This window comes from Streptomyces sp. NPDC048484 (assembly GCF_040651415.1).
In the GTDB taxonomy this organism is placed as follows: Bacteria; Actinomycetota; Actinomycetes; order Streptomycetales; family Streptomycetaceae; genus Streptomyces.
Genome location: NZ_JBEZJY010000043.1, coordinates 1 through 17,391 on the forward strand (window position 1 = coordinate 1; position 17,391 = coordinate 17,391).

Sequence of the window (17,391 nt, forward strand, 5' to 3'; positions counted from 1 at the left end):
CGAACCAACTCATCACGATCTGCCGCGGTCAACGTGACCGGACGCTTCTTCTGCGAAGGCATGAGCGCCGTCCTATCAGGCAGAGGGAAAGGAAATCTGCCAGACACCAACCTCCCAACCCGACACGCCGGAACTAAGCAGCGACACGCTACTAGTTGGAAGCAGGGTCCTTCAGTCCCAACACGTCCCGGGACTTCATACTCGGCCTCGCCAAAGCCTGACAGGAGAAAACGCCGTGCCCGACATCATGTGGGAAGCCCCCCTTCTGTGCGGAGAGTTCCAACTGCTTCCGCGTCGGCACTGACGCCGACGGCAACGCGTACATCGCGGTGGCAGGGCAGGAGGAGGCGTACCTCACGGACACCCACGAGGCCCTGCGTACCCTCATCCGGGACATCAAGGCCGGCAAGGCCGATCAACTGCTGTAGGAGTCCGGACCGGCGGGCAGCGGTGGGGCCCGCCAGCCCGAACCGTGCGCTCAGGCAGCCTCGGGCTCGGCGGAGTGACGCGGGCCGTGGCCGGGCGGCGGGGTGAGCGTGGACGTGTAGTTCTCGCCGTCCACGAGGGGCGTGGCGAGACTTACGCTGGCTGCGGCCATGCGGAGATGTGGACTGGGGTTGCCGAACACGGCGGGATCCTCGGGTCGCGTCACCGATGCCGTCAGGTGAGGCCCTGACCGGGGGCTGTGCCGCCCGGCTGCACCCAGTGGAGCACGGGATTTACGCCCCTGCAATTTGCGTGTGGAGCAAGTAGGCGGAGGGTCGCCGACCCCCTCAGCGCCGATCACGAGAAGTATTGAGATCAGTCACGAGAGGTAAGGCCGGCGAGCACCCGGGGGTCTCAATATGACGCCGACGTCCGGGCCTCCGGCCTGCGGTTGCGGGCATATCCAGCGGCGGCCTCCCGTGGGGTCTCCGGCGGCCTCTCGTAGAGGCTTTACCAGCGTGCGAAAGTCAGGCTTGAGCGGGCTCGCCCCGAGACGCAGCAAGCGCAGGAACTGCCGTAACGGGCGTCAGCGCGGGTTCAGGGCGCGTCGGGCCGCGTTGATGACGTTGTGGGCGTCGGCTCCGTACACGGCCGACTCGCGGAGGGTCTTCCAGGTCCGCAGGTACAGGGCGACGCTGTCGGCGTCGTCCAACCACATTTCCGCGTGCCATGCCTCGGTGACGACCTGGGTGTCGTCGTAGATCCAGAAGCCCAGACCGGGCGGGACCTTCAGGGACGCGGTGAGCGGCACGATGCCGAGTTCCACGGTGTCCATGCCGATTACGCCCGTGAGGCGGTCGAGTTGGGTGGCCAGCACCGAGGGCGAGCAGACCAGCGAACGCAACACGGGCTCCCACAAGATGACGTGGTACCGCCTGCCACCGCTGTACAGAAGCTCTTGACGCTTCATGCGGGCGCGCACAGCGGCCTCAACGTGCTGGGGCGACCTGTGCAGTTCGACGGAGTGGGTGAGTACGGCGCGTGCGTAGTCGGGGGTCTGGAGCACACCCACGACCCACGACGACTCCCAAGCCCGCAGCACTTTCGACTTGGCCTGTGCCTCGTTGTGGGCGTCCTGGACGGGCTTGTGTCCGCCGACCAGTTGCCGACGCCACGAGCGGATGCGTGACTCGAACCCCGCCAGCCTGGCCCGCAGTTCGTCGTACAACGCGGGCTGTCCACACGCGGTGGCCCACTGCTGGAGGTCCTCGGGGGTGGCCGTCTGCTTGCCCAGCTCCAGCTTCGAGACCTTCGAGTTGGGCCAGCCGAGTTTGCGCGCCAGGGCAGTACCGGTGAGCCGACCGTCAGGGGCGGATAGCCGAAGTTCCCGAAGCCGCACCCCGAGTGCTTCGCGGGCCTGCTGATAGTCCGTGCTCACCGGCACACACCTGCTTTACGCCTCCTTCGCGGGCATGCTCGCCGCGAACTGCTTGAACGGAACGCCGTAGTGCTGCGCGACGTCCCGCAGTCGGTTGTACTGGTTGACGGCTGCCGGTTCCGTGATCAGCTCGGCACCCGTGAGGCTGTCATCATCATCGAAGATGCACACGGCGACGATGTGTGAGTCGAAGATCCAGAAATCTTCGTCGGGCAGGTTGACGCGCTTGGCGTCCTCGCGCCACATGTTCCGAACGTCCTCGCCCAGGGCCGCGTTCTTCTCGGCGTGAGCCAGCAAGTACAGCTGACCCGCGGTCGGCGGGTCGTCGACGATCCGGACGCGACCGACGCTGACACCGTCCTCGGTCTTCGCGCGGATGCCCTGACTCCATGGCGTGTCGAGATCCCAGGTCGGTGCCTCGCCCCGTACGAACTGGGAGTAGGTGGGGGTGGCCTCGTCGACCGCGTAGCGCCGGCGCATCTCCAGGTGCCATGCGCTGTGCTGGAAGTTCTCGAAGAGCCGGGCGAACTGCTCCGGGTTGAAGATGCGCGGTTCGGTGTCGCGGTCCCTCGGGCCGAAGTCGATCAGCGTGTTGCGAGGCATGACGATCGGGATCTCGTCCTCGTCGATGTGCTGAAGCTGGGCGAGGGCTTCCGGGTCGGTGAGACGCGGCCCGTGCACGATGACCTCGCCGGTGTCCAGGTCCTCGTGGATCGCGGGACAGCTTCCCTCGCCGCTGCCTGTGCCGTTGAAGCGCAGTCGTCGGGCCATGATCAGAGGTCCTTTCGCCGGAGGCTGATCACCCCAGCATCACCAGGCTGCACGTCTCGGGCTACGGGGTTCCACCACCTTCGTGAGGAAAACCGAGCCAAGCAAGAAAGCGCGCGAGAAAAATCGAGAAAACACCGTAGTGCGCCCCAACTGAGCGTCCCTAGCGTCACGTTCATGACTACGAAGAAACCGGACGTCGACCCGCACGCAGCGGTGGAGACCTTGCGAGCGGCGCTGACCGATGCCGGGATCGTCCTGCCCTCCCTGAGGGTCGACCCTGCATCCCCACAGCTGCGGCTCATTGATCTGGGGCGGGTGCGCTCCGATGCGGCCGCTCGCCTGGCCGAAGCAATCCGGCGAGGAGGCCGCGAGTGATGTCCCAACCCGAGAAGCCGCCAACGATGCTCAGCCACGGTGAACTGCCTTACCCGGCGGGGACGCTCGTTGAAGACACGCAGCACGACCGGACCGGCGAACTCGTCGGCGTGATCGAGGAACGCCTGAAGGACTCCCGCAAGATCCTCAGCCGAACCGCCTACGTGCGGCCGAAGGGTGGCGGCCTTGAGTGGGACGTGCCGCTCGACCGCGTCAAGCCCGTCGAGTAACCAGGTCAATCACCAGCGCTCCGCCGTGAACTCCGCGATGGCGGGGCGCTGTTGTATGTCATGCGGTATTATCGGCAGTAGTGAGCTAATTGGTTGCTCCGCGTACCTGCACGCCCTCGAAGGGTCGAGGAGTTCAGGACCCACTCGCAACGCAAGCTGGGACGCACCTGCCATGGTGCCCCGACGCAAGCGCGCGACGAGGGTGGGCAACCCAACAACGCCTCAATGACTCAATGCAGCAGTACCCCGGGCTGAGAACAGCAGTCCACAACGAGAACATTTTGCGTGCAGCGTCAGCGCAGGTGTCTCGAACCAAACCGAAAGGGTTTGGATCGAGGCTACCTACGCCCCCGATCCGACCCATGACAGGGAAGGTAAGGATCGGTGGACGGCACCGCCATCATCATCATTCTCGCCATCGCTGGCGTGGCCTCTGTGCTGCTCTTCGCGATCAAGGGCATTCTTGATCAGCTCCCCGACGTCTTCGACTCGTTCCGCCGTGCGCGCGACGCGTGGAAGCGTCTCAAGGAGCAGCAGGACGAGGCTGCCAAGTCCGAGGAATCCGAGGAGCAGGCAGCTCCGGTGGACGACGAGGAGCCGCCCATGGCGGCATAGGCCGTCGTGGGGTCTCCGTCGTTCTCCCTGGACACAGAAGACTGCCCCGGGCGCCGAGCCCAGGGCGGTCCTCTGTGCGGCCGGAGGGCCGTCCGCGGGCTCGGGCGGCAATGGCCACCCGGAACCGGATCGGAGCCAGAGCGGTGCGCCCGGAAAGAGGTGTGGGCCGGCCAGTGACCAGCTCTCTCGGGTAGGCCACTGATGGTGGAGGTCTCCGTGAACGCGGTGAAGGGCTCCGGCGGAATGCTGAGGGACTGCGTCTTCGTAGTTCTCGCAGTTGCGAGTTGCCCGAGTGCCGTGTTGCAGGCAACGCGCGTTGCTTTTCCAAGCATGCTTGCTTGTTTCTTGCCGCGCTGCCATGCTCCGGGTCACACCGCCGTGCCCCGAGGGGAGCGCCACGTGTCCGATCCGACGCCCGTGCTCGATGATCTACGCAACGAGAGCAAGGAACTCGACCTGCTGGTAGGGGAGTTGGAAGAGTCCCGTTGGACACTCGCCACCCCGGCCAAGGGTTGGACCATCGCGCACCAGGTCGCTCATCTTGCCTGGACCGACCGGGCCGCGCTGCTCGCGGTGACCGACGCGGACGCATTCGCGAGGGACGTGGAGAAGGCGCTCGCGGCACCTGACCGGTTTGTCGACGAGGGAGCGGAGGCAGGAGCAGGCCTGTCGCCCGAGCGTTTGCTCGCCGAGTGGCGCGCCGGGCGGGAGGCGCTGGAGGAGGCGCTGCGCGCGGCACCCGCCGGGGCGCGCTTCCCCTGGTACGGGCCGCCCATGTCGGTCGCCTCCATGGCGACGGGCCGGCTCATGGAGACCTGGGCCCACGGCCAGGACATCGCCGACACATTGCATGTGACGAGGCCACCCACGGATCGCCTCCGGCATGTGGTGCGCATCGGTGTGCGGGCCCGGAACTTCGCCTTCGGGCTACGGGGGCTCACCCCGCCCGAGGAGGAGTTCCGCGTCGAACTCACCGCACCCTCCGGCGGGATGTGGGCGTACGGCCCCGAGGACGCGGCCCAGCGCGTCACCGGCCCCGCCCTCGACTTCTGCCTCCTCGTCACCCAGCGCGCCCACCGCACCGACCTCGCGGTGCACGCGGAAGGCCCCGACGCCGATCGCTGGCTGGACATCGCGCAGGCCTTCGCGGGCCCACCCGGCGCAGGCCGCGCACCGGAGGGGGCCGCGGGATGACCGGCGGTTCGACCTCGGGCACGGCCCCCGCTGGTGCGAAGCCGGGAACAACGCCGGGCGCGACGCTGGGAACAACCCCGGGCGAGACCCCGGGCACAACCCCGGGCGTGACCGGCTCGACGCCAGGCCCCGGCGCCCGGGCCCTCCGTATCGGCAACGCCTCCGGCTTCTACGGCGACCGCTTCGACGCGATGCGCGAGATGCTCACCGGCGGCCCCCTGGACGTCCTGACCGGTGACTACCTCGCCGAACTGACCATGCTCATCCTCGGCCGCGACCGCCTCAAGAACCCGGCGGGCGGCTACGCGCGTACCTTCCTGCGGCAGTTGGAGGAGTGCCTCGGTCTCGCACACGAGCGGGGCGTGCGGATCGTGGCCAACGCGGGCGGGCTCAACCCGGCCGGACTCGCCGACGCCGTACGGGAGCTGGCGAAGCGGCTCGGCATACCGACGCGGGTCGCCCACGTCGAGGGGGACGACCTGACCGCCCGGTACCCCGGCCCCGAAAACCTCGCCGCGCACGCCTACCTGGGCGGCGGAGGCATCGCCGCCTGTCTGCGCGAGGGCGCGGACGTCGTCGTCACCGGCCGGGTCACCGACGCGGCGCTGGTCACCGGACCCGCCGCCGCCCACTTCGGGTGGGCCGCGGACGCCCGCGACCGGCTCGCGGGCGCCGTCGTCGCCGGGCACGTCCTGGAATGCGGCACCCAGGCCACCGGCGGCAACTACTCCTTCTTCACCGAGCACGACCCGGCCCGCCTGCACCACCCGGGCTTCCCGGTCGCCGAGATCCACGAGGACGGCACGAGCGTCATCACCAAGCACGACGGCACCGGTGGCGTCGTGGACGTCGGCACGGTCACCGCCCAGCTCCTGTACGAGACGTCCGGCGCCCGGTACGCGGGGCCCGACGTCACCGCCCGCCTCGACTCGGTCCGCCTCACCCAGGAGGGCCCAGACCGGGTACGGATCGACGGCGTGCGGGGCGACGGCGTGCGGGGCGAGGCGCCGCCGCCCACCCTCAAGGTCGGGCTCAACCGGCTCGGCGGTTTCCGTAACGAGGTCGTCTTCGTGCTGACCGGGCTCGACATCGAGGCGAAGGCCGCGTTCGTGCGGGTCCAGATGGAGGCCGCGCTCGCGTCGGCCAAGTCCCGGCCCGCTGAGGTGCGTTGGGAACTCTCCCGCACCGACCGCCCCGACGCGCCGACCGAGGAAACCGCCAGCGCCCTGCTCCGGCTCGTCGTGCGCGACCTCGACCAGGATGCCGTGGGCCGCACCCTCAGCGGAGCCGCCATCGAACTGGCCCTCGGCAGCTACCCCGGATTCCATGTACTGGCACCACCGGGAAAGGGCGCCCCTTATGGGGTCTTCGAGGATGTGTACGTCCCCCATGTGGACGTGGACCATGTGGCGGTCCTTCACGACGGACGCCGGATCCCTGTGATGCCGGCCCACGACACCCTCGTACTGCGGCCCGTCGAGCCCTCTCAGCAACCGCCGCTACCCGAGCCCCTTCCGGCTCCCCTTTCGACCGGTTCCGCCGTTCGCCGCGCGCCCCTCGGCCTCGTCGCCGGAGCCCGCAGCGGCGACAAGGGCGGGAACGCCAACGTCGGCGTCTGGGCGCGCACGGACGACGCCTGGCGCTGGCTCGCCCACACCCTCACGGTCGGCCGGTTCCGCGAACTCCTCCCGGAGTGCGCCGACCTGACCGTCGTACGCCACGTCCTGCCGAACCTGCGCGCCCTGAACTTCGTCGTCAAGGGGATCCTCGGCGAGGGCGTCGCCGCGCAGCACCGCTTCGACCCGCAGGCCAAGGCCCTCGGCGAATGGCTGCGCGCCCGGCACCTCGACATACCGGAGGTACTCCTGTGACCGTCCTGGCGTCCGCGCTGGACACCTCCTCCGCGGACTACGCGGCCCACCGCGAGGCGATGCTCGGAAAGCTCGCCGACCTCGACACCGAGCACGCGAAGGCCCTCGCGGGCGGCGGCGAGAAGTACGTGGCCCGGCACCGCGAACGCGGCAAACTGCTCGCCCGCGAGCGCATCGAACTGCTGCTGGACCCCGACACGCCGTTCCTCGAACTGTCGCCGCTCGCCGCCTGGGGAAGCGCCTCCCCCGAGTACACGGTCGGCGCCTCGCTCGTCACGGGCATCGGCGTCGTCGAGGGCGTCGAGTGCCTGATCACGGCGAACGACCCGACCGTACGCGGCGGCGCCAGCAACCCCTGGAGCCTGAAGAAGGCCCTGAGGGCGAACGACATCGCGTACGCCAACCGTCTGCCGAGCATCAGCCTCGTCGAGTCGGGCGGCGCCGATCTGCCCTCGCAGAAAGAGATCTTCATTCCCGGGGGCGCCATCTTCCGTGACATCACCCGGCTCTCGGCGGCCGGCATCCCGACCGTCGCCGTCGTCTTCGGGAACTCCACCGCCGGAGGCGCGTACATCCCCGGCATGTCCGACCACGTCATCATGGTCAAGGAGCGCGCGAAGGTCTTCCTCGGCGGTCCGCCGCTGGTGAAGATGGCCACCGGTGAGGAGAGCGACGACGAGTCCCTGGGCGGCGCCGAGATGCACGCGCGTGTGTCGGGTCTCGCGGACTACTTCGCCGTCGACGAGCGGGACGCCCTCAGGCAGGCGCGGCGCGTGGTCGCCCGCCTCAACCACCGCAAGGCGTACGGGGATCCCGCCCCGGCCGAGCCGCCCAAGTACGCCGAGGACGAACTCCTCGGCATCGTCCCCGGGGACCTGCGCACCCCCTTCGACCCCCGCGAGGTCGTCGCGCGGATCGTCGACGCGTCCGACTTCGACGAGTTCAAGCCCCTCTACGGGACGAGCCTCACCACCGGCTGGGCGACCCTCCACGGCTATCCGGTCGGCATCCTCGCCAACGCTCGCGGCGTGCTCTTCAGCGAGGAGTCCCAGAAGGCCGCCCAGTTCATCCAGCTCGCCAACCAGCGCGACATCCCGCTGCTCTTCCTGCACAACACCACCGGATACATGGTCGGCAAGGAGTACGAGCAGGGCGGCATCATCAAGCACGGAGCGATGATGATCAACGCGGTGAGCAACAGCCGTGTCCCGCACCTCTCGGTACTCATGGGTGCCTCGTACGGAGCCGGCCACTACGGGATGTGCGGACGCGCGTACGACCCGCGCTTCCTGTTCGCCTGGCCCAGCGCCAAGTCCGCCGTCATGGGGCCGCAGCAGCTCGCCGGGGTCCTGTCGATCGTCGCCCGGCAGTCCGCCGCCGCGAAGGGGCTGCCTTACGACGAGGACGCCGACGCGGCCCTGCGCGCCATGGTGGAGCAGCAGATCGAGTCCGAGTCCCTGCCGATGTTCCTGTCCGGGCGGCTCTACGACGACGGCGTCATCGACCCGCGCGACACCCGAACCGTCCTCGGCCTGTGCCTGTCCGCGATCCACACGGCACCCTACGAGGGCGCGCGCGGCGGCTTCGGCGTCTTCCGGATGTGAGCAGATGTGAGCGGATGCGATCTGATATGAGCGGACATGAGAGGTCTGTGAGGAGTTCCATGATTTCGACTCTGCTGGTCGCCAACCGCGGCGAGATCGCCTGCCGTGTCTTCCGCACCTGCCACGAGCTGGGCATCCGTACCGTCGCCGTGTACTCGGACGCCGACGAGAACGCCCTCCACACGCGCGTGGCCGACACCGCCGTACGCCTCCCGGGCGCGTCGCCCGCCGAGACGTACCTGCGCGGCGAGCTGATCGTGAAGGCCGCCGTCGCCGCGGGCGCCGACGCCGTCCACCCCGGATACGGCTTCCTCTCCGAGAACGCCGACTTCGCGCGGGCCGTCCTCGACGCGGGCCTCGTCTGGATCGGCCCGTCCCCCGAGGCGATCGAGGCGATGGCCTCCAAGACCCGCGCCAAGGAACTGATGGCGGCCGCCGGGGTGCCGTTGCTCGCGCCCCTGGACCCGGACGTGGTGACAGGGGCGGACCTGCCGGTCCTGGTGAAGGCGGCGGCGGGCGGCGGTGGCCGTGGAATGCGCGTCGTCCGCGAACTCGACGATCTCAAGGGCGCGTTGGAGGCCGCGTCGGTCGAGGCCGAGAGCGCCTTCGGGGACGGCTCGGTCTTCGTCGAGCCCTACGTCGAGCATGCGCGGCACGTCGAGGTGCAGATCGTCGCCGACGGCCACGGCGCCGTCTGGTCCCTCGGTACCCGCGACTGCTCCCTCCAGCGCCGCCACCAGAAGGTGATCGAGGAGGCCCCCGCACCGGGCCTCGGCCCCGACGTGGAGCGGCGACTGCACTCCGCGGCGGTCGCCGCCGCCCGGACGATCGCCTACACGGGCGCGGGAACCGTCGAGTTCCTGGTCTCCGCAGACCGCGTGCACTTCCTGGAGATGAACACCCGCCTCCAGGTCGAACACCCCGTGACCGAGGCGGTGTTCGGGATCGACCTGGTCGCCCTGCAACTGCGCGTCGCCGAGGGCGGCACGCTGGAAGGCGACCCGCCCTCGCCGTCCGGCCATGCGGTCGAGGCCCGCCTCTACGCCGAGGACCCGTCCCAGGACTGGGCCCCGCAGACCGGCACCCTGCACCGCCTGTCCGTACCCGGAGTCCGCCTGGACACGGGCTACGGGGACGGCGACACGATCGGCGTCCACTACGACGCCATGCTCGCCAAGGCCGTCGCCCACGCGCCCACCCGCGCGGAGGCGGTCCGCAAACTCGCCGGCGCCCTGGAGAGAGCGACGGTCCACGGCCCGGTCACCAACCGGGACCTCCTCGTACGCTCCCTGCGCCACGAGGAGTTCGGCTCGGCCCGCATGGACACCGCCTTCTACGAACGCCACCTGACCGAACTCACCGCGCCGGCCCCGGACCCGTACGCCCCGCTGGCCGCCGCGCTCGCCGACACCCACGGCCGCTCCCGCTTCGGCGGCTGGCGCAACCTGCCCTCACAGCCGCAGAGCAGGCGCTACCTCGTGGCGGGCGAGGAGCACGAGGTCCACTACCGGCACACCCGGCAGGGCCCGGCCGCCGATGGGGTGCACGTGGTGCACGTGGGCCCAGGCCTCGTCGTACTCGAAACCGGCGGCGTACGGCGCAAGTACGAGGTGGCCCGGCACGGCGACCGCGTCCACGTGAACGGCACCACGCTCACGGCGCTGCCCCGCTCCCCCGCCCCCGGGCCCGACCACGCCCCCGGCTCACTCCTGGCCCCCATGCCCGGGACGGTCGTCCGCATAGCGGAAGGGCTGGCAACGGGAGCCACCGTCCAGACCGGACAACCACTGATCTGGCTGGAGGCCATGAAGATGGAACACAAGATCACAGCCCCGGCGGACGGCACCCTGACGGCCCTCCACGCAACCCCCGGCCAACAGGTGGAGGTAGACACGCTGTTGGCGGTGGTCGACCCCTCCTAGGGCGCGCGGCCCGTGCCTTCCAGGGGCACGGGCAACGCCGCAGTCTCTTTTTGGGGGCGCGGGGAACGGCGCAGTCTTTCAGGGGCGCGGAGAACTGCGCGACCAGCCACGACGGACCGGCACCCTCCATCCGGCACCCTCCATCCGGAACCAACACCCTTCCCCTGAGGAGCCCCATGGCACCCATCCTCGAAACAGAAGAGCACAAGGCCCTCCGCGCAGCAGTAGCCGCCCTCGGCCAGCGCTACGGCCACGCCTACCTGGCCAAGGTCGTCGCAGAGAAAGCCCACCCCACCGAGCTCTGGGCGGAAGCCGCCAAGCTCGGCTACCTCGGCGTCAACCTGCCGGAGGCATACGGCGGTGGAGGCGGCGGCATAGCCGAACTCTCCATAGTCCTGGAGGAGCTGGGAGCCGCGGGCTGCCCGCTCCTCATGATGGTCGTGTCACCCGCCATCTGCGGCACGGTGATCGCCCGCTTCGGTACAGAAGAGCAGAAACAGGAGTGGCTCCCGGCCCTCGCCGACGGCACCCGCACCATGGCCTTCGGCATCACCGAACCCGACGCCGGTTCGAACAGCCACCGCATCACCACCACCGCACGCCGCGCGAACGACAACGCGAACGACAACGCGAACGACAACGCGAACGACAACGCGAACGACAACGCGAACGACAACGCGGACGGTGGCGCCGACGACGGCGCGAACAACGGCGCCGACTGGATCCTCACGGGCCGCAAGGTGTTCATCTCGGGCGTGGACATCGCCGACGCCACGCTCATCGTGGGCCGCACGGCCGACGCCCGTACGGGCAAGCTCAAGCCCTGCCTGTTCATCGTCCCGCGCGACACGCCAGGGTTCGAGCGACGGCAGATCGACATGGAACTGCACGGCGCGGAGAAGCAGTTCGAGCTGACCCTGGACGACGTACGGCTGCCCGCCGACGCGCTCGTCGGCGACGAGGACGCGGGCCTGCTCCAGCTCTTCGCCGGCCTCAACCCCGAACGCGTCATGACCGCCGCCTTCGCGATCGGCATGGGCCGCTACGCGCTGTCCAAAGCCCTCGCCTACGCGCGCGAACGCACCGTCTGGCGGGAGCCCATCGGCGCCCACCAGGCCATCGCGCACCCCCTGGCGCAGGCGCACATCGACCTCGAACTCGCCCGCCTGATGATGCAGAAGGCGGCCCACCTGTACGACGCGGGGGACGACGCCGGCGCGGGAGAGGCCGCCAACATGGCCAAGTACGCGGCGGCGGAAGCCTGTGTGAAGGCCGTCGACCAGTCGGTGCACACCCTCGGCGGCAACGGCCTGACCAGCGAGTTCGGCCTCGCGTCGCTCATCACCGCGTCCCGAGTGGCCCGGATCGCCCCCGTCAGCCGGGAAATGATCCTCAACTATGTCTCACACCAGACCCTGGGCCTGCCCAAGTCCTACTAGGCACCATCTTCAGTGCAGCCTCCGGCTCCCGTGCAACTTCCGGCTCCTGGAAAGGGCCCGCCATGGTGTTCCGCAGCGAGTACGAAGACGTCCCCGCCGTCGAAGAGCCCATCCATGATGCGGTGCTGGGCCGTGCCGCCTCCCGGGGCGACGCCCCCGCGCTGATCGACGGCGTGAACGGAATGACCCTCACCTACGCCCAGCTCGACACCTTCCACCGGCGCATCGCCGCCGAACTCGCCGAACTCGGCGTCCGCAAGGGCGACGTGCTGGCGCTGCACAGCCCCAACACCGTCGCGTTCCCCACGGCGTACTACGCCGCCACGCGCGCGGGGGCCGCCGTCACCACCGTGCATCCCCTCGCCACGCCCGAGGAGTTCGCCAAACAGCTGCGGGACTGCGCGGCCCAGTGGATCGTCACCGTCTCGCCGCTTCTGGACACAGCCCGCGCGGCGGCCGAAATCGCGGGCGGCGTACGGGAGATCTTCGTCTGCGACCAGGCACCCGGACACCGCTCGCTGCTCGACATGCTGGGTTCCACCGCCCCCGAACCGCGGATCGACTTCGACCCCGTGACGGATGTGGCGGCCCTCCCGTACTCCTCCGGGACGACCGGTGTCCCCAAGGGCGTGATGCTCACCCACCGCAACATCGCCACCAACCTCGCGCAGCTGACGCCCACCATGCCGATGGGGCCAGGCGACCGCATCCTCGCCGTCCTGCCGTTCTTCCACATCTACGGGCTGACGGCCCTCATGAACGCGCCGCTCAGGCAGGGCGCCACCGTGGTCGTGCTGCCGCGCTTCGACCTCGACACGTTCCTCGCGGCCATCGAGAAGCACCGCATCACCGGCCTGTACGTGGCCCCGCCGATCGTGCTCGCCCTCGCCAAGCACCCGGCCGTCGACGGCTACGACCTGTCGTCCCTGAAGTACGTCATCAGCTCGGCGGCACCCCTGGACGCCGAACTGGCGAAAGCCTGTTCGCACCGGCTCGGACTGCCGCCGGTCGGCCAGGCGTACGGCATGACGGAACTCTCGCCCGGCACGCACGTCGTCCCCCTGGACGAGGAGAACCCGCCCCCGGGAAGCGTCGGGAAACTCATCGCGGGTACGGAGATGCGCATCGTCTCCCTGGACGACTCCGAAAGGGACGTCGGCGTCGGCGAGCGCGGCGAGATCGTCATCCGCGGACCACAGGTCATGAAGGGCTACCTGGGACGGCCCGTCGAGACCGCCGCGATGATCGACGAGGACGGCTGGCTGTACACCGGCGACGTCGGTCGCGTCGACGCGGACGGCTGGCTGTACGTCGTGGACCGGGTCAAGGAACTCATCAAGTACAAGGGCTTCCAGGTGGCCCCCGCCGAACTCGAAGCGCTCCTGCTGACGCATCCAGGCATCGCCGACGCCGCCGTCATCGGGGTCTACGACACCGACAACAACGAGAGGCCGCACGCGTACGTGGTGCGCCAGCCGGCCGCGCCCGACCTCACCGGGGCCGACGTCATGGAGTACGTCGCCGCGCGCGTCGCCCCGTACAAGAAGGTCCGGCACGTCGAATTCGTCGAAGGGGTGCCCAGGGCGGCCTCCGGAAAGATCCTGCGGCGTGAACTGAGGGACCAGAGGAAACCGGGGGAGCACGCATGACCACGGTGCGGCGGTCGTACGAGCGCGGGATCGGCACCCTCACGCTCGACGCGCCCGAGCGGCGCAACGCCCTCTCCGCCCACCTGGTGGGCGAACTGGCGGACGCGCTCACGGAGTGCGGCAAGGACGGTGACGTACGCGCCGTCGTCCTCACGCACACCGGCAACACCTTCAGCGCGGGCGCGGACCTGCGCGAGCCCCCGCACCCGGACGCCCTGGTCGCCGTGCTGCGCCAGATCGTCGAACTGCCCAAGCCGGTTGTCGCCCGCGTCACCGGCCATGTGCGCGCGGGCGGCCTCGGACTGCTCGGCGCCTGCGACATCGCGGCGGCCTCCCGGGAAGCCACGTTCGCCTTCACGGAGGTACGCATCGGGGTCGCCCCCGCGGTGATCTCGCTGCCTCTCCTGCCGCGCCTCGACCCGCGCGCGGTGGCCCGCTACTACCTCACCGGGGAGAGGTTCGACGCGGCCGAGGCCGCCCGGATCGGGCTCGTCACGATGGCGGGCGACGACGCCGACGACGTACTCGCGCCGGTGCTCGACGGGCTGCGACGATCCTCACCGCAGGGGCTGGCCGAGACGAAACGGCTGCTCACGGCTAGGGTGCTGGACACCTTCGACCGGGACGCGGCCGACCTGACCGCGCTCTCGGCCCGGCTGTTCTCCTCCGCGCAGGCCCGCGAGGGAATGACGGCCTTCCTCGAACGACAGGAACCCTCATGGGTGCGATGACATGGATGCGATGACGTGGGCGTGGTGACATGGGTGCGGTGAACGGCGCGCCGCTGGTGGAGCGCGTCCCCAAACAGGACCGCAGCCGCGCCACCCGGCAACGCCTCCTCGAAGCCGCCGTCGCCTGTCTCGCCGAACGCGGCTGGGCGGGCTCCACGGTCTCCGTCGTCGCCGAACACGCCGGGGTGTCGCGGGGCGCGGCCCAGCACCACTTCCCGACCCGCGAGGACCTCTTCACGGCGGCCGTCGAATACGTCGCCGAGGAACGCTCCACGGCCCTGCGCGCCCTCTTCCCCGAGGGCGCCACGGACCGCCGAGCCGTCGTCGCCGCCCTGGTCGACCTCTACACGGGCCCCCTGTTCCGCGCCGCCCTCCACCTCTGGGTCGCCGCCTCGAACGAGGACCAGCTGCGCTCCCGCGTGACCGAGCTGGAGGGCCGGGTCGGCCGCGAGACGCACCGCATAGCCGTGGAACTGCTGAACGCCGACGAATCCCGCCCCGGCGTACGCGAAACCGTCCAGGGCTTCCTCGACATGTCCCGGGGCCTGGGCCTGGCCAACCTCCTCACGGACGACGCGGCCCGACGAGACCGGGTGGTCACCCAGTGGGCAGAGATCCTGGAGGAGGCCTTGGGCTGAGCCGAGCGTCTTCAGGGGCGCGGCCCCCAGGGTCGGCGGTGCGAGCCCCTCAGGGGCTGAGCCTCTCCACCTGCCACGACCCGTCCTCCAGCGCCACATACCGCAACCGGTCGTGCAGCCGGTTCTCCCGTCCCTGCCAGAACTCGACCGCCCGGGGCGCGACCCGGAACCCACCCCAGTGCGGCGGCACAGGCACCTGCTCACCCTCGGGATAACGCTCGACCAGCTCGGCGTACGACGCGTCCAGCTCGGACCGCGAGGAAACCACCGCGGACTGGGCACTGGCCCACGCACCGAGCTGCGACCCGTGCGGCCGCGTACGGAAATAGGCGGCCGTCTCATCCCGCCCCGTACGCCGAGCGGTCCCCGTGACGACGACCTGACGCGCCACCGGATGCCACGGAAAGAGCAACGAGACATACGGGTTCTCGGCCAGCTCGCGCGCCTTGCGGGACTCGTAGTTGGTGAAGAAGACGAAACCCCGTTCGTCGTACTGCTTCAGCAGCACTGTGCGGGAACTGGGTCGCCCCTCGGCGTCCGCCGTGGAGACGACCATCGCGTTCGGCTCGTACACCGCGCCCCGCGCCGCGGCCTGGACGAACCAGCGCGCGAACTGCTCCATGGGGTGGTCGGCCAGTTCGGCCTCGTCGATTCCCTCGGCCCGGTACTGCTCGCGCATCGACGCGGGGTCAGGGAGGGGTTCACTGTCGGTCACCCGGTCATCCTGCCGTACTCCGAACGGTGCGCGAGGGCGTGCGAGGGCGTGCAGGGGCGTGAGAGGGCGTGAGAAGAGGTGAGGGGGCGTCAGAAGGCAGTCGGCGGGCGTGGTCTTCGTCACTGCCTGGCACTCGGTGCCGCGTACTCTCCCCAAAGGTTGCACCAAGGGATATCGTCCTGCTGCCAAGAGGTTGGGTGACCGCCGACCGCTCGGGGCATGAACCGGAGAGACGTACGGACCGCGAGTCCCAGAGGCGACCGCGTAACCGCACGATCACACCCACGTCGCACACATCATGAGGAGCCGCCTGATGTCCGACTTCGTACCCGGACTCGAAGGAGTCGTCGCTTTCGAGACGGAGATCGCCGAACCGGACAAGGAGGGCGGCGCCCTGCGGTACCGGGGCGTCGACATCGAGGATCTGGTCGGCCACGTCTCCTTCGGCAACGTCTGGGGGCTGCTCGTCGACGGAGCGTTCAACCCGGGCCTGCCGCACGCGGAGCCGTTCCCGATCCCCGTCCACTCCGGTGACATCCGCGTGGACGTCCAGTCCGCGCTCGCCATGCTCGCCCCCGTCTGGGGCCTGAAACCGCTCCTCGACATCGACGAGGCGCAGGCCCGCGCGGACCTCGCCCGCGCCGCGGTCATGGCCCTCTCGTACGTCGCCCAGTCCGCCCGCGGCCAGGGCCTGCCGATGGTCCCGCAGCGGGAGATCGACAAGGCGCAGTCCGTCGTCGAACGCTTCATGATCCGCTGGCGCGGCGAGCCGGACCCGAAGCACGTGGCGGCGGTCGACGCCTACTGGACCAGCGCCGCCGAGCACGGCATGAACGCGTCCACGTTCACCGCCCGCGTGATCGCGTCCACCGGCGCGGACGTGTCGGCGGCCCTCTCCGGAGCCGTCGGCGCCATGTCCGGTCCGCTGCACGGCGGCGCCCCCTCGCGGGTCCTCGGCATGATCGAGGAGATCGAACGCACGGGCGACGCCGAGGCGTTCGTCAAGCAGGCCCTCGACAAGGGCGAGCGGCTGATGGGCTTCGGCCACCGGGTGTACCGCGCCGAGGACCCGCGCGCGCGAGTGCTCCGCCGCACCGCCCGAGAACTCGGAGCCCCCCGCTTCGAGATCGCCGAGGCCCTGGAGAAGGCGGCCCTCGCCGAACTGCACGCCCGGCGCCCGGACCGTGTCCTGGCGACGAACGTGGAGTTCTGGGCCGCCATCGTCCTCGACTTCGCCGAGGTCCCGGCCCACATGTTCACCTCGATGTTCACCTGCGCCCGTACCGCCGGCTGGTCCGCGCACATCCTGGAGCAGAAGCGCACCGGACGCCTCGTGCGGCCCTCCGCGCGCTACACGGGCCCCGGCACCCGCAACCCGCGCGAGGTCCAGGGCTACGAGGACATCGCCCGCTGAGATCGTGTGTGTGTACGGCACGTGTGGCGGCGTTCCATGGAGCGCCGCCACACGTGTGTCACGTACGGGGGACCGCCCCGGAAAAAGCCGCCCGGCCGGGAACGCAGGCGACCCGCGCGCTCGGGTCCCCTCCGAGGAGGGAGCCGGCCGGACTTACCGGCGAGCACGCGGGTCGGGTGACTGCTTGAGATTGGGCCGGCTGCACGCTCGTCTCACGCGCTGGTCCGGCACCGCACTGTGTGTGGTGACGGGCCGCTAGCCCGCAGCCACCTCACGCGTCCGGGTTTCATACATGTACCCGATCACCTCCATTCGTGTGTAGCCACACACTAAGAAGCGTCGCGGCGGCGTTCAAGTTA

The 17,391-nt window shown here is 69.9% G+C and carries 15 protein-coding genes and 1 pseudogene; 13 read left to right on the forward strand and 3 right to left on the reverse strand.

All coding sequences use genetic code 11. The features are described from left to right. Positions 1-235 precede the first annotated feature (235 nt). Positions 236-428: pseudogene (locus AB0D14_RS34190) on the forward strand (hypothetical protein). 584 nt (positions 429-1,012) lie between these two features. On the opposite strand, the gene AB0D14_RS34195 reads toward AB0D14_RS34190, so the two are convergent. Together AB0D14_RS34195 and AB0D14_RS34200 are read right to left on the reverse strand one after the other, a co-directional pair. Then, entirely contained in the window at positions 1,013-1,864 is an 852-nt protein-coding gene (locus AB0D14_RS34195; protein WP_362786857.1) for a Scr1 family TA system antitoxin-like transcriptional regulator, read from the reverse strand. Between the two features lie 15 nt (positions 1,865-1,879). Beyond that, complete coding sequence (locus AB0D14_RS34200) at positions 1,880-2,635, reverse strand: DUF6879 family protein (protein ID WP_362786859.1); 756 nt, start codon at positions 2,633-2,635, stop codon at positions 1,880-1,882. A 174-nt stretch (positions 2,636-2,809) separates the two neighbouring features. Between AB0D14_RS34200 and AB0D14_RS34205 the strand changes: the two genes are divergently transcribed. From AB0D14_RS34205 to AB0D14_RS34255, 11 genes are all read left to right on the forward strand, one after another. Continuing rightward, on the forward strand, positions 2,810-3,010 hold the full coding sequence (locus AB0D14_RS34205; protein WP_362786861.1) for a hypothetical protein: 201 nt from the start codon (positions 2,810-2,812) through the stop codon (positions 3,008-3,010). Then, positions 3,010-3,240 carry a hypothetical protein gene (locus tag AB0D14_RS34210; RefSeq protein ID WP_362786863.1) on the forward strand — a complete coding sequence of 77 codons (231 nt, stop codon included), beginning with the start codon at positions 3,010-3,012 and terminating at the stop codon, positions 3,238-3,240. Before AB0D14_RS34205 ends, AB0D14_RS34210 begins: the two co-directional genes overlap by 1 nt. A 384-nt stretch (positions 3,241-3,624) precedes the next feature. Then, positions 3,625-3,855 carry a hypothetical protein gene (locus AB0D14_RS34215; RefSeq protein ID WP_362786865.1) on the forward strand — a complete coding sequence of 77 codons (231 nt, stop codon included), beginning with the start codon at positions 3,625-3,627 and terminating at the stop codon, positions 3,853-3,855. Between the two features lie 399 nt (positions 3,856-4,254). After that, positions 4,255-5,049, forward strand: a complete 795-nt coding sequence (locus tag AB0D14_RS34220; RefSeq protein WP_362786867.1) for a TIGR03084 family metal-binding protein — start codon at positions 4,255-4,257, stop codon at positions 5,047-5,049. A gap of 107 nt (positions 5,050-5,156) precedes the next feature. After that, positions 5,157-6,920 (forward strand): acyclic terpene utilization AtuA family protein, encoded by a 1,764-nt coding sequence (locus AB0D14_RS34225; protein ID WP_362786869.1) that lies wholly within the window; start codon positions 5,157-5,159, stop codon positions 6,918-6,920. Beyond that, positions 6,917-8,524: a carboxyl transferase domain-containing protein gene (locus AB0D14_RS34230; RefSeq protein WP_362786871.1), complete on the forward strand. Its 1,608-nt coding sequence runs from the start codon at positions 6,917-6,919 to the stop codon at positions 8,522-8,524. Before AB0D14_RS34225 ends, AB0D14_RS34230 begins: the two co-directional genes overlap by 4 nt. A gap of 59 nt (positions 8,525-8,583) precedes the next feature. Then, the gene (locus AB0D14_RS34235) at positions 8,584-10,446 is read left to right on the forward strand and encodes a biotin carboxylase N-terminal domain-containing protein (RefSeq protein ID WP_362786873.1); all 1,863 of its coding nucleotides are present in this window, start codon (positions 8,584-8,586) and stop codon (positions 10,444-10,446) included. A gap of 176 nt (positions 10,447-10,622) precedes the next feature. Then, complete coding sequence (locus tag AB0D14_RS34240; protein WP_362786875.1) at positions 10,623-11,885, forward strand: acyl-CoA dehydrogenase family protein; 1,263 nt, start codon at positions 10,623-10,625, stop codon at positions 11,883-11,885. 65 nt (positions 11,886-11,950) lie between these two features. After that, entirely contained in the window at positions 11,951-13,534 is a 1,584-nt protein-coding gene (locus AB0D14_RS34245; RefSeq protein WP_362786969.1) for a 4-coumarate--CoA ligase family protein, read from the forward strand. After that, the gene (locus AB0D14_RS34250) at positions 13,531-14,265 is read left to right on the forward strand and encodes an enoyl-CoA hydratase family protein (protein WP_362786876.1); all 735 of its coding nucleotides are present in this window, start codon (positions 13,531-13,533) and stop codon (positions 14,263-14,265) included. Before AB0D14_RS34245 ends, AB0D14_RS34250 begins: the two co-directional genes overlap by 4 nt. Positions 14,266-14,294: 29 nt before the next feature. After that, positions 14,295-14,903, forward strand: a complete 609-nt coding sequence (locus AB0D14_RS34255; RefSeq protein ID WP_362786878.1) for a TetR/AcrR family transcriptional regulator — start codon at positions 14,295-14,297, stop codon at positions 14,901-14,903. 49 nt (positions 14,904-14,952) lie between these two features. Here AB0D14_RS34255 and pdxH read toward each other — a convergent pair whose 3' ends face one another. Next, positions 14,953-15,618: a pyridoxamine 5'-phosphate oxidase gene (pdxH, locus tag AB0D14_RS34260; protein ID WP_362786879.1), complete on the reverse strand. Its 666-nt coding sequence runs from the start codon at positions 15,616-15,618 to the stop codon at positions 14,953-14,955. 313 nt (positions 15,619-15,931) lie between these two features. Between pdxH and AB0D14_RS34265 the strand changes: the two genes are divergently transcribed. Then, a complete protein-coding gene (locus AB0D14_RS34265) occupies positions 15,932-17,032 on the forward strand; it encodes a citrate synthase 2 (protein ID WP_362786880.1) in 1,101 nt (366 codons plus the stop codon). Positions 17,033-17,391 lie beyond the last annotated feature (359 nt).

Bases quoted from the DNA above. Each gene is read 5' to 3' on its own strand.
- AB0D14_RS34250 (WP_362786876.1), top strand. From the start codon at position 13,531: ATGACCACGGTGCGGCGGTCGTACGAGCGCGGGATCGGCACCCTCACG.
- AB0D14_RS34210 (WP_362786863.1), top strand. From the start codon at position 3,010: ATGTCCCAACCCGAGAAGCCGCCAACGATGCTCAGCCACGGTGAACTG.
- AB0D14_RS34255 (WP_362786878.1), top strand. From the start codon at position 14,295: ATGGGTGCGGTGAACGGCGCGCCGCTGGTGGAGCGCGTCCCCAAACAG.
- AB0D14_RS34200 (WP_362786859.1), bottom strand. From the start codon at position 2,635: ATGGCCCGACGACTGCGCTTCAACGGCACAGGCAGCGGCGAGGGAAGC.
- AB0D14_RS34240 (WP_362786875.1), top strand. From the start codon at position 10,623: ATGGCACCCATCCTCGAAACAGAAGAGCACAAGGCCCTCCGCGCAGCA.
- AB0D14_RS34235 (WP_362786873.1), top strand. From the start codon at position 8,584: ATGATTTCGACTCTGCTGGTCGCCAACCGCGGCGAGATCGCCTGCCGT.
- AB0D14_RS34265 (WP_362786880.1), top strand. From the start codon at position 15,932: ATGTCCGACTTCGTACCCGGACTCGAAGGAGTCGTCGCTTTCGAGACG.
- AB0D14_RS34205 (WP_362786861.1), top strand. From the start codon at position 2,810: ATGACTACGAAGAAACCGGACGTCGACCCGCACGCAGCGGTGGAGACC.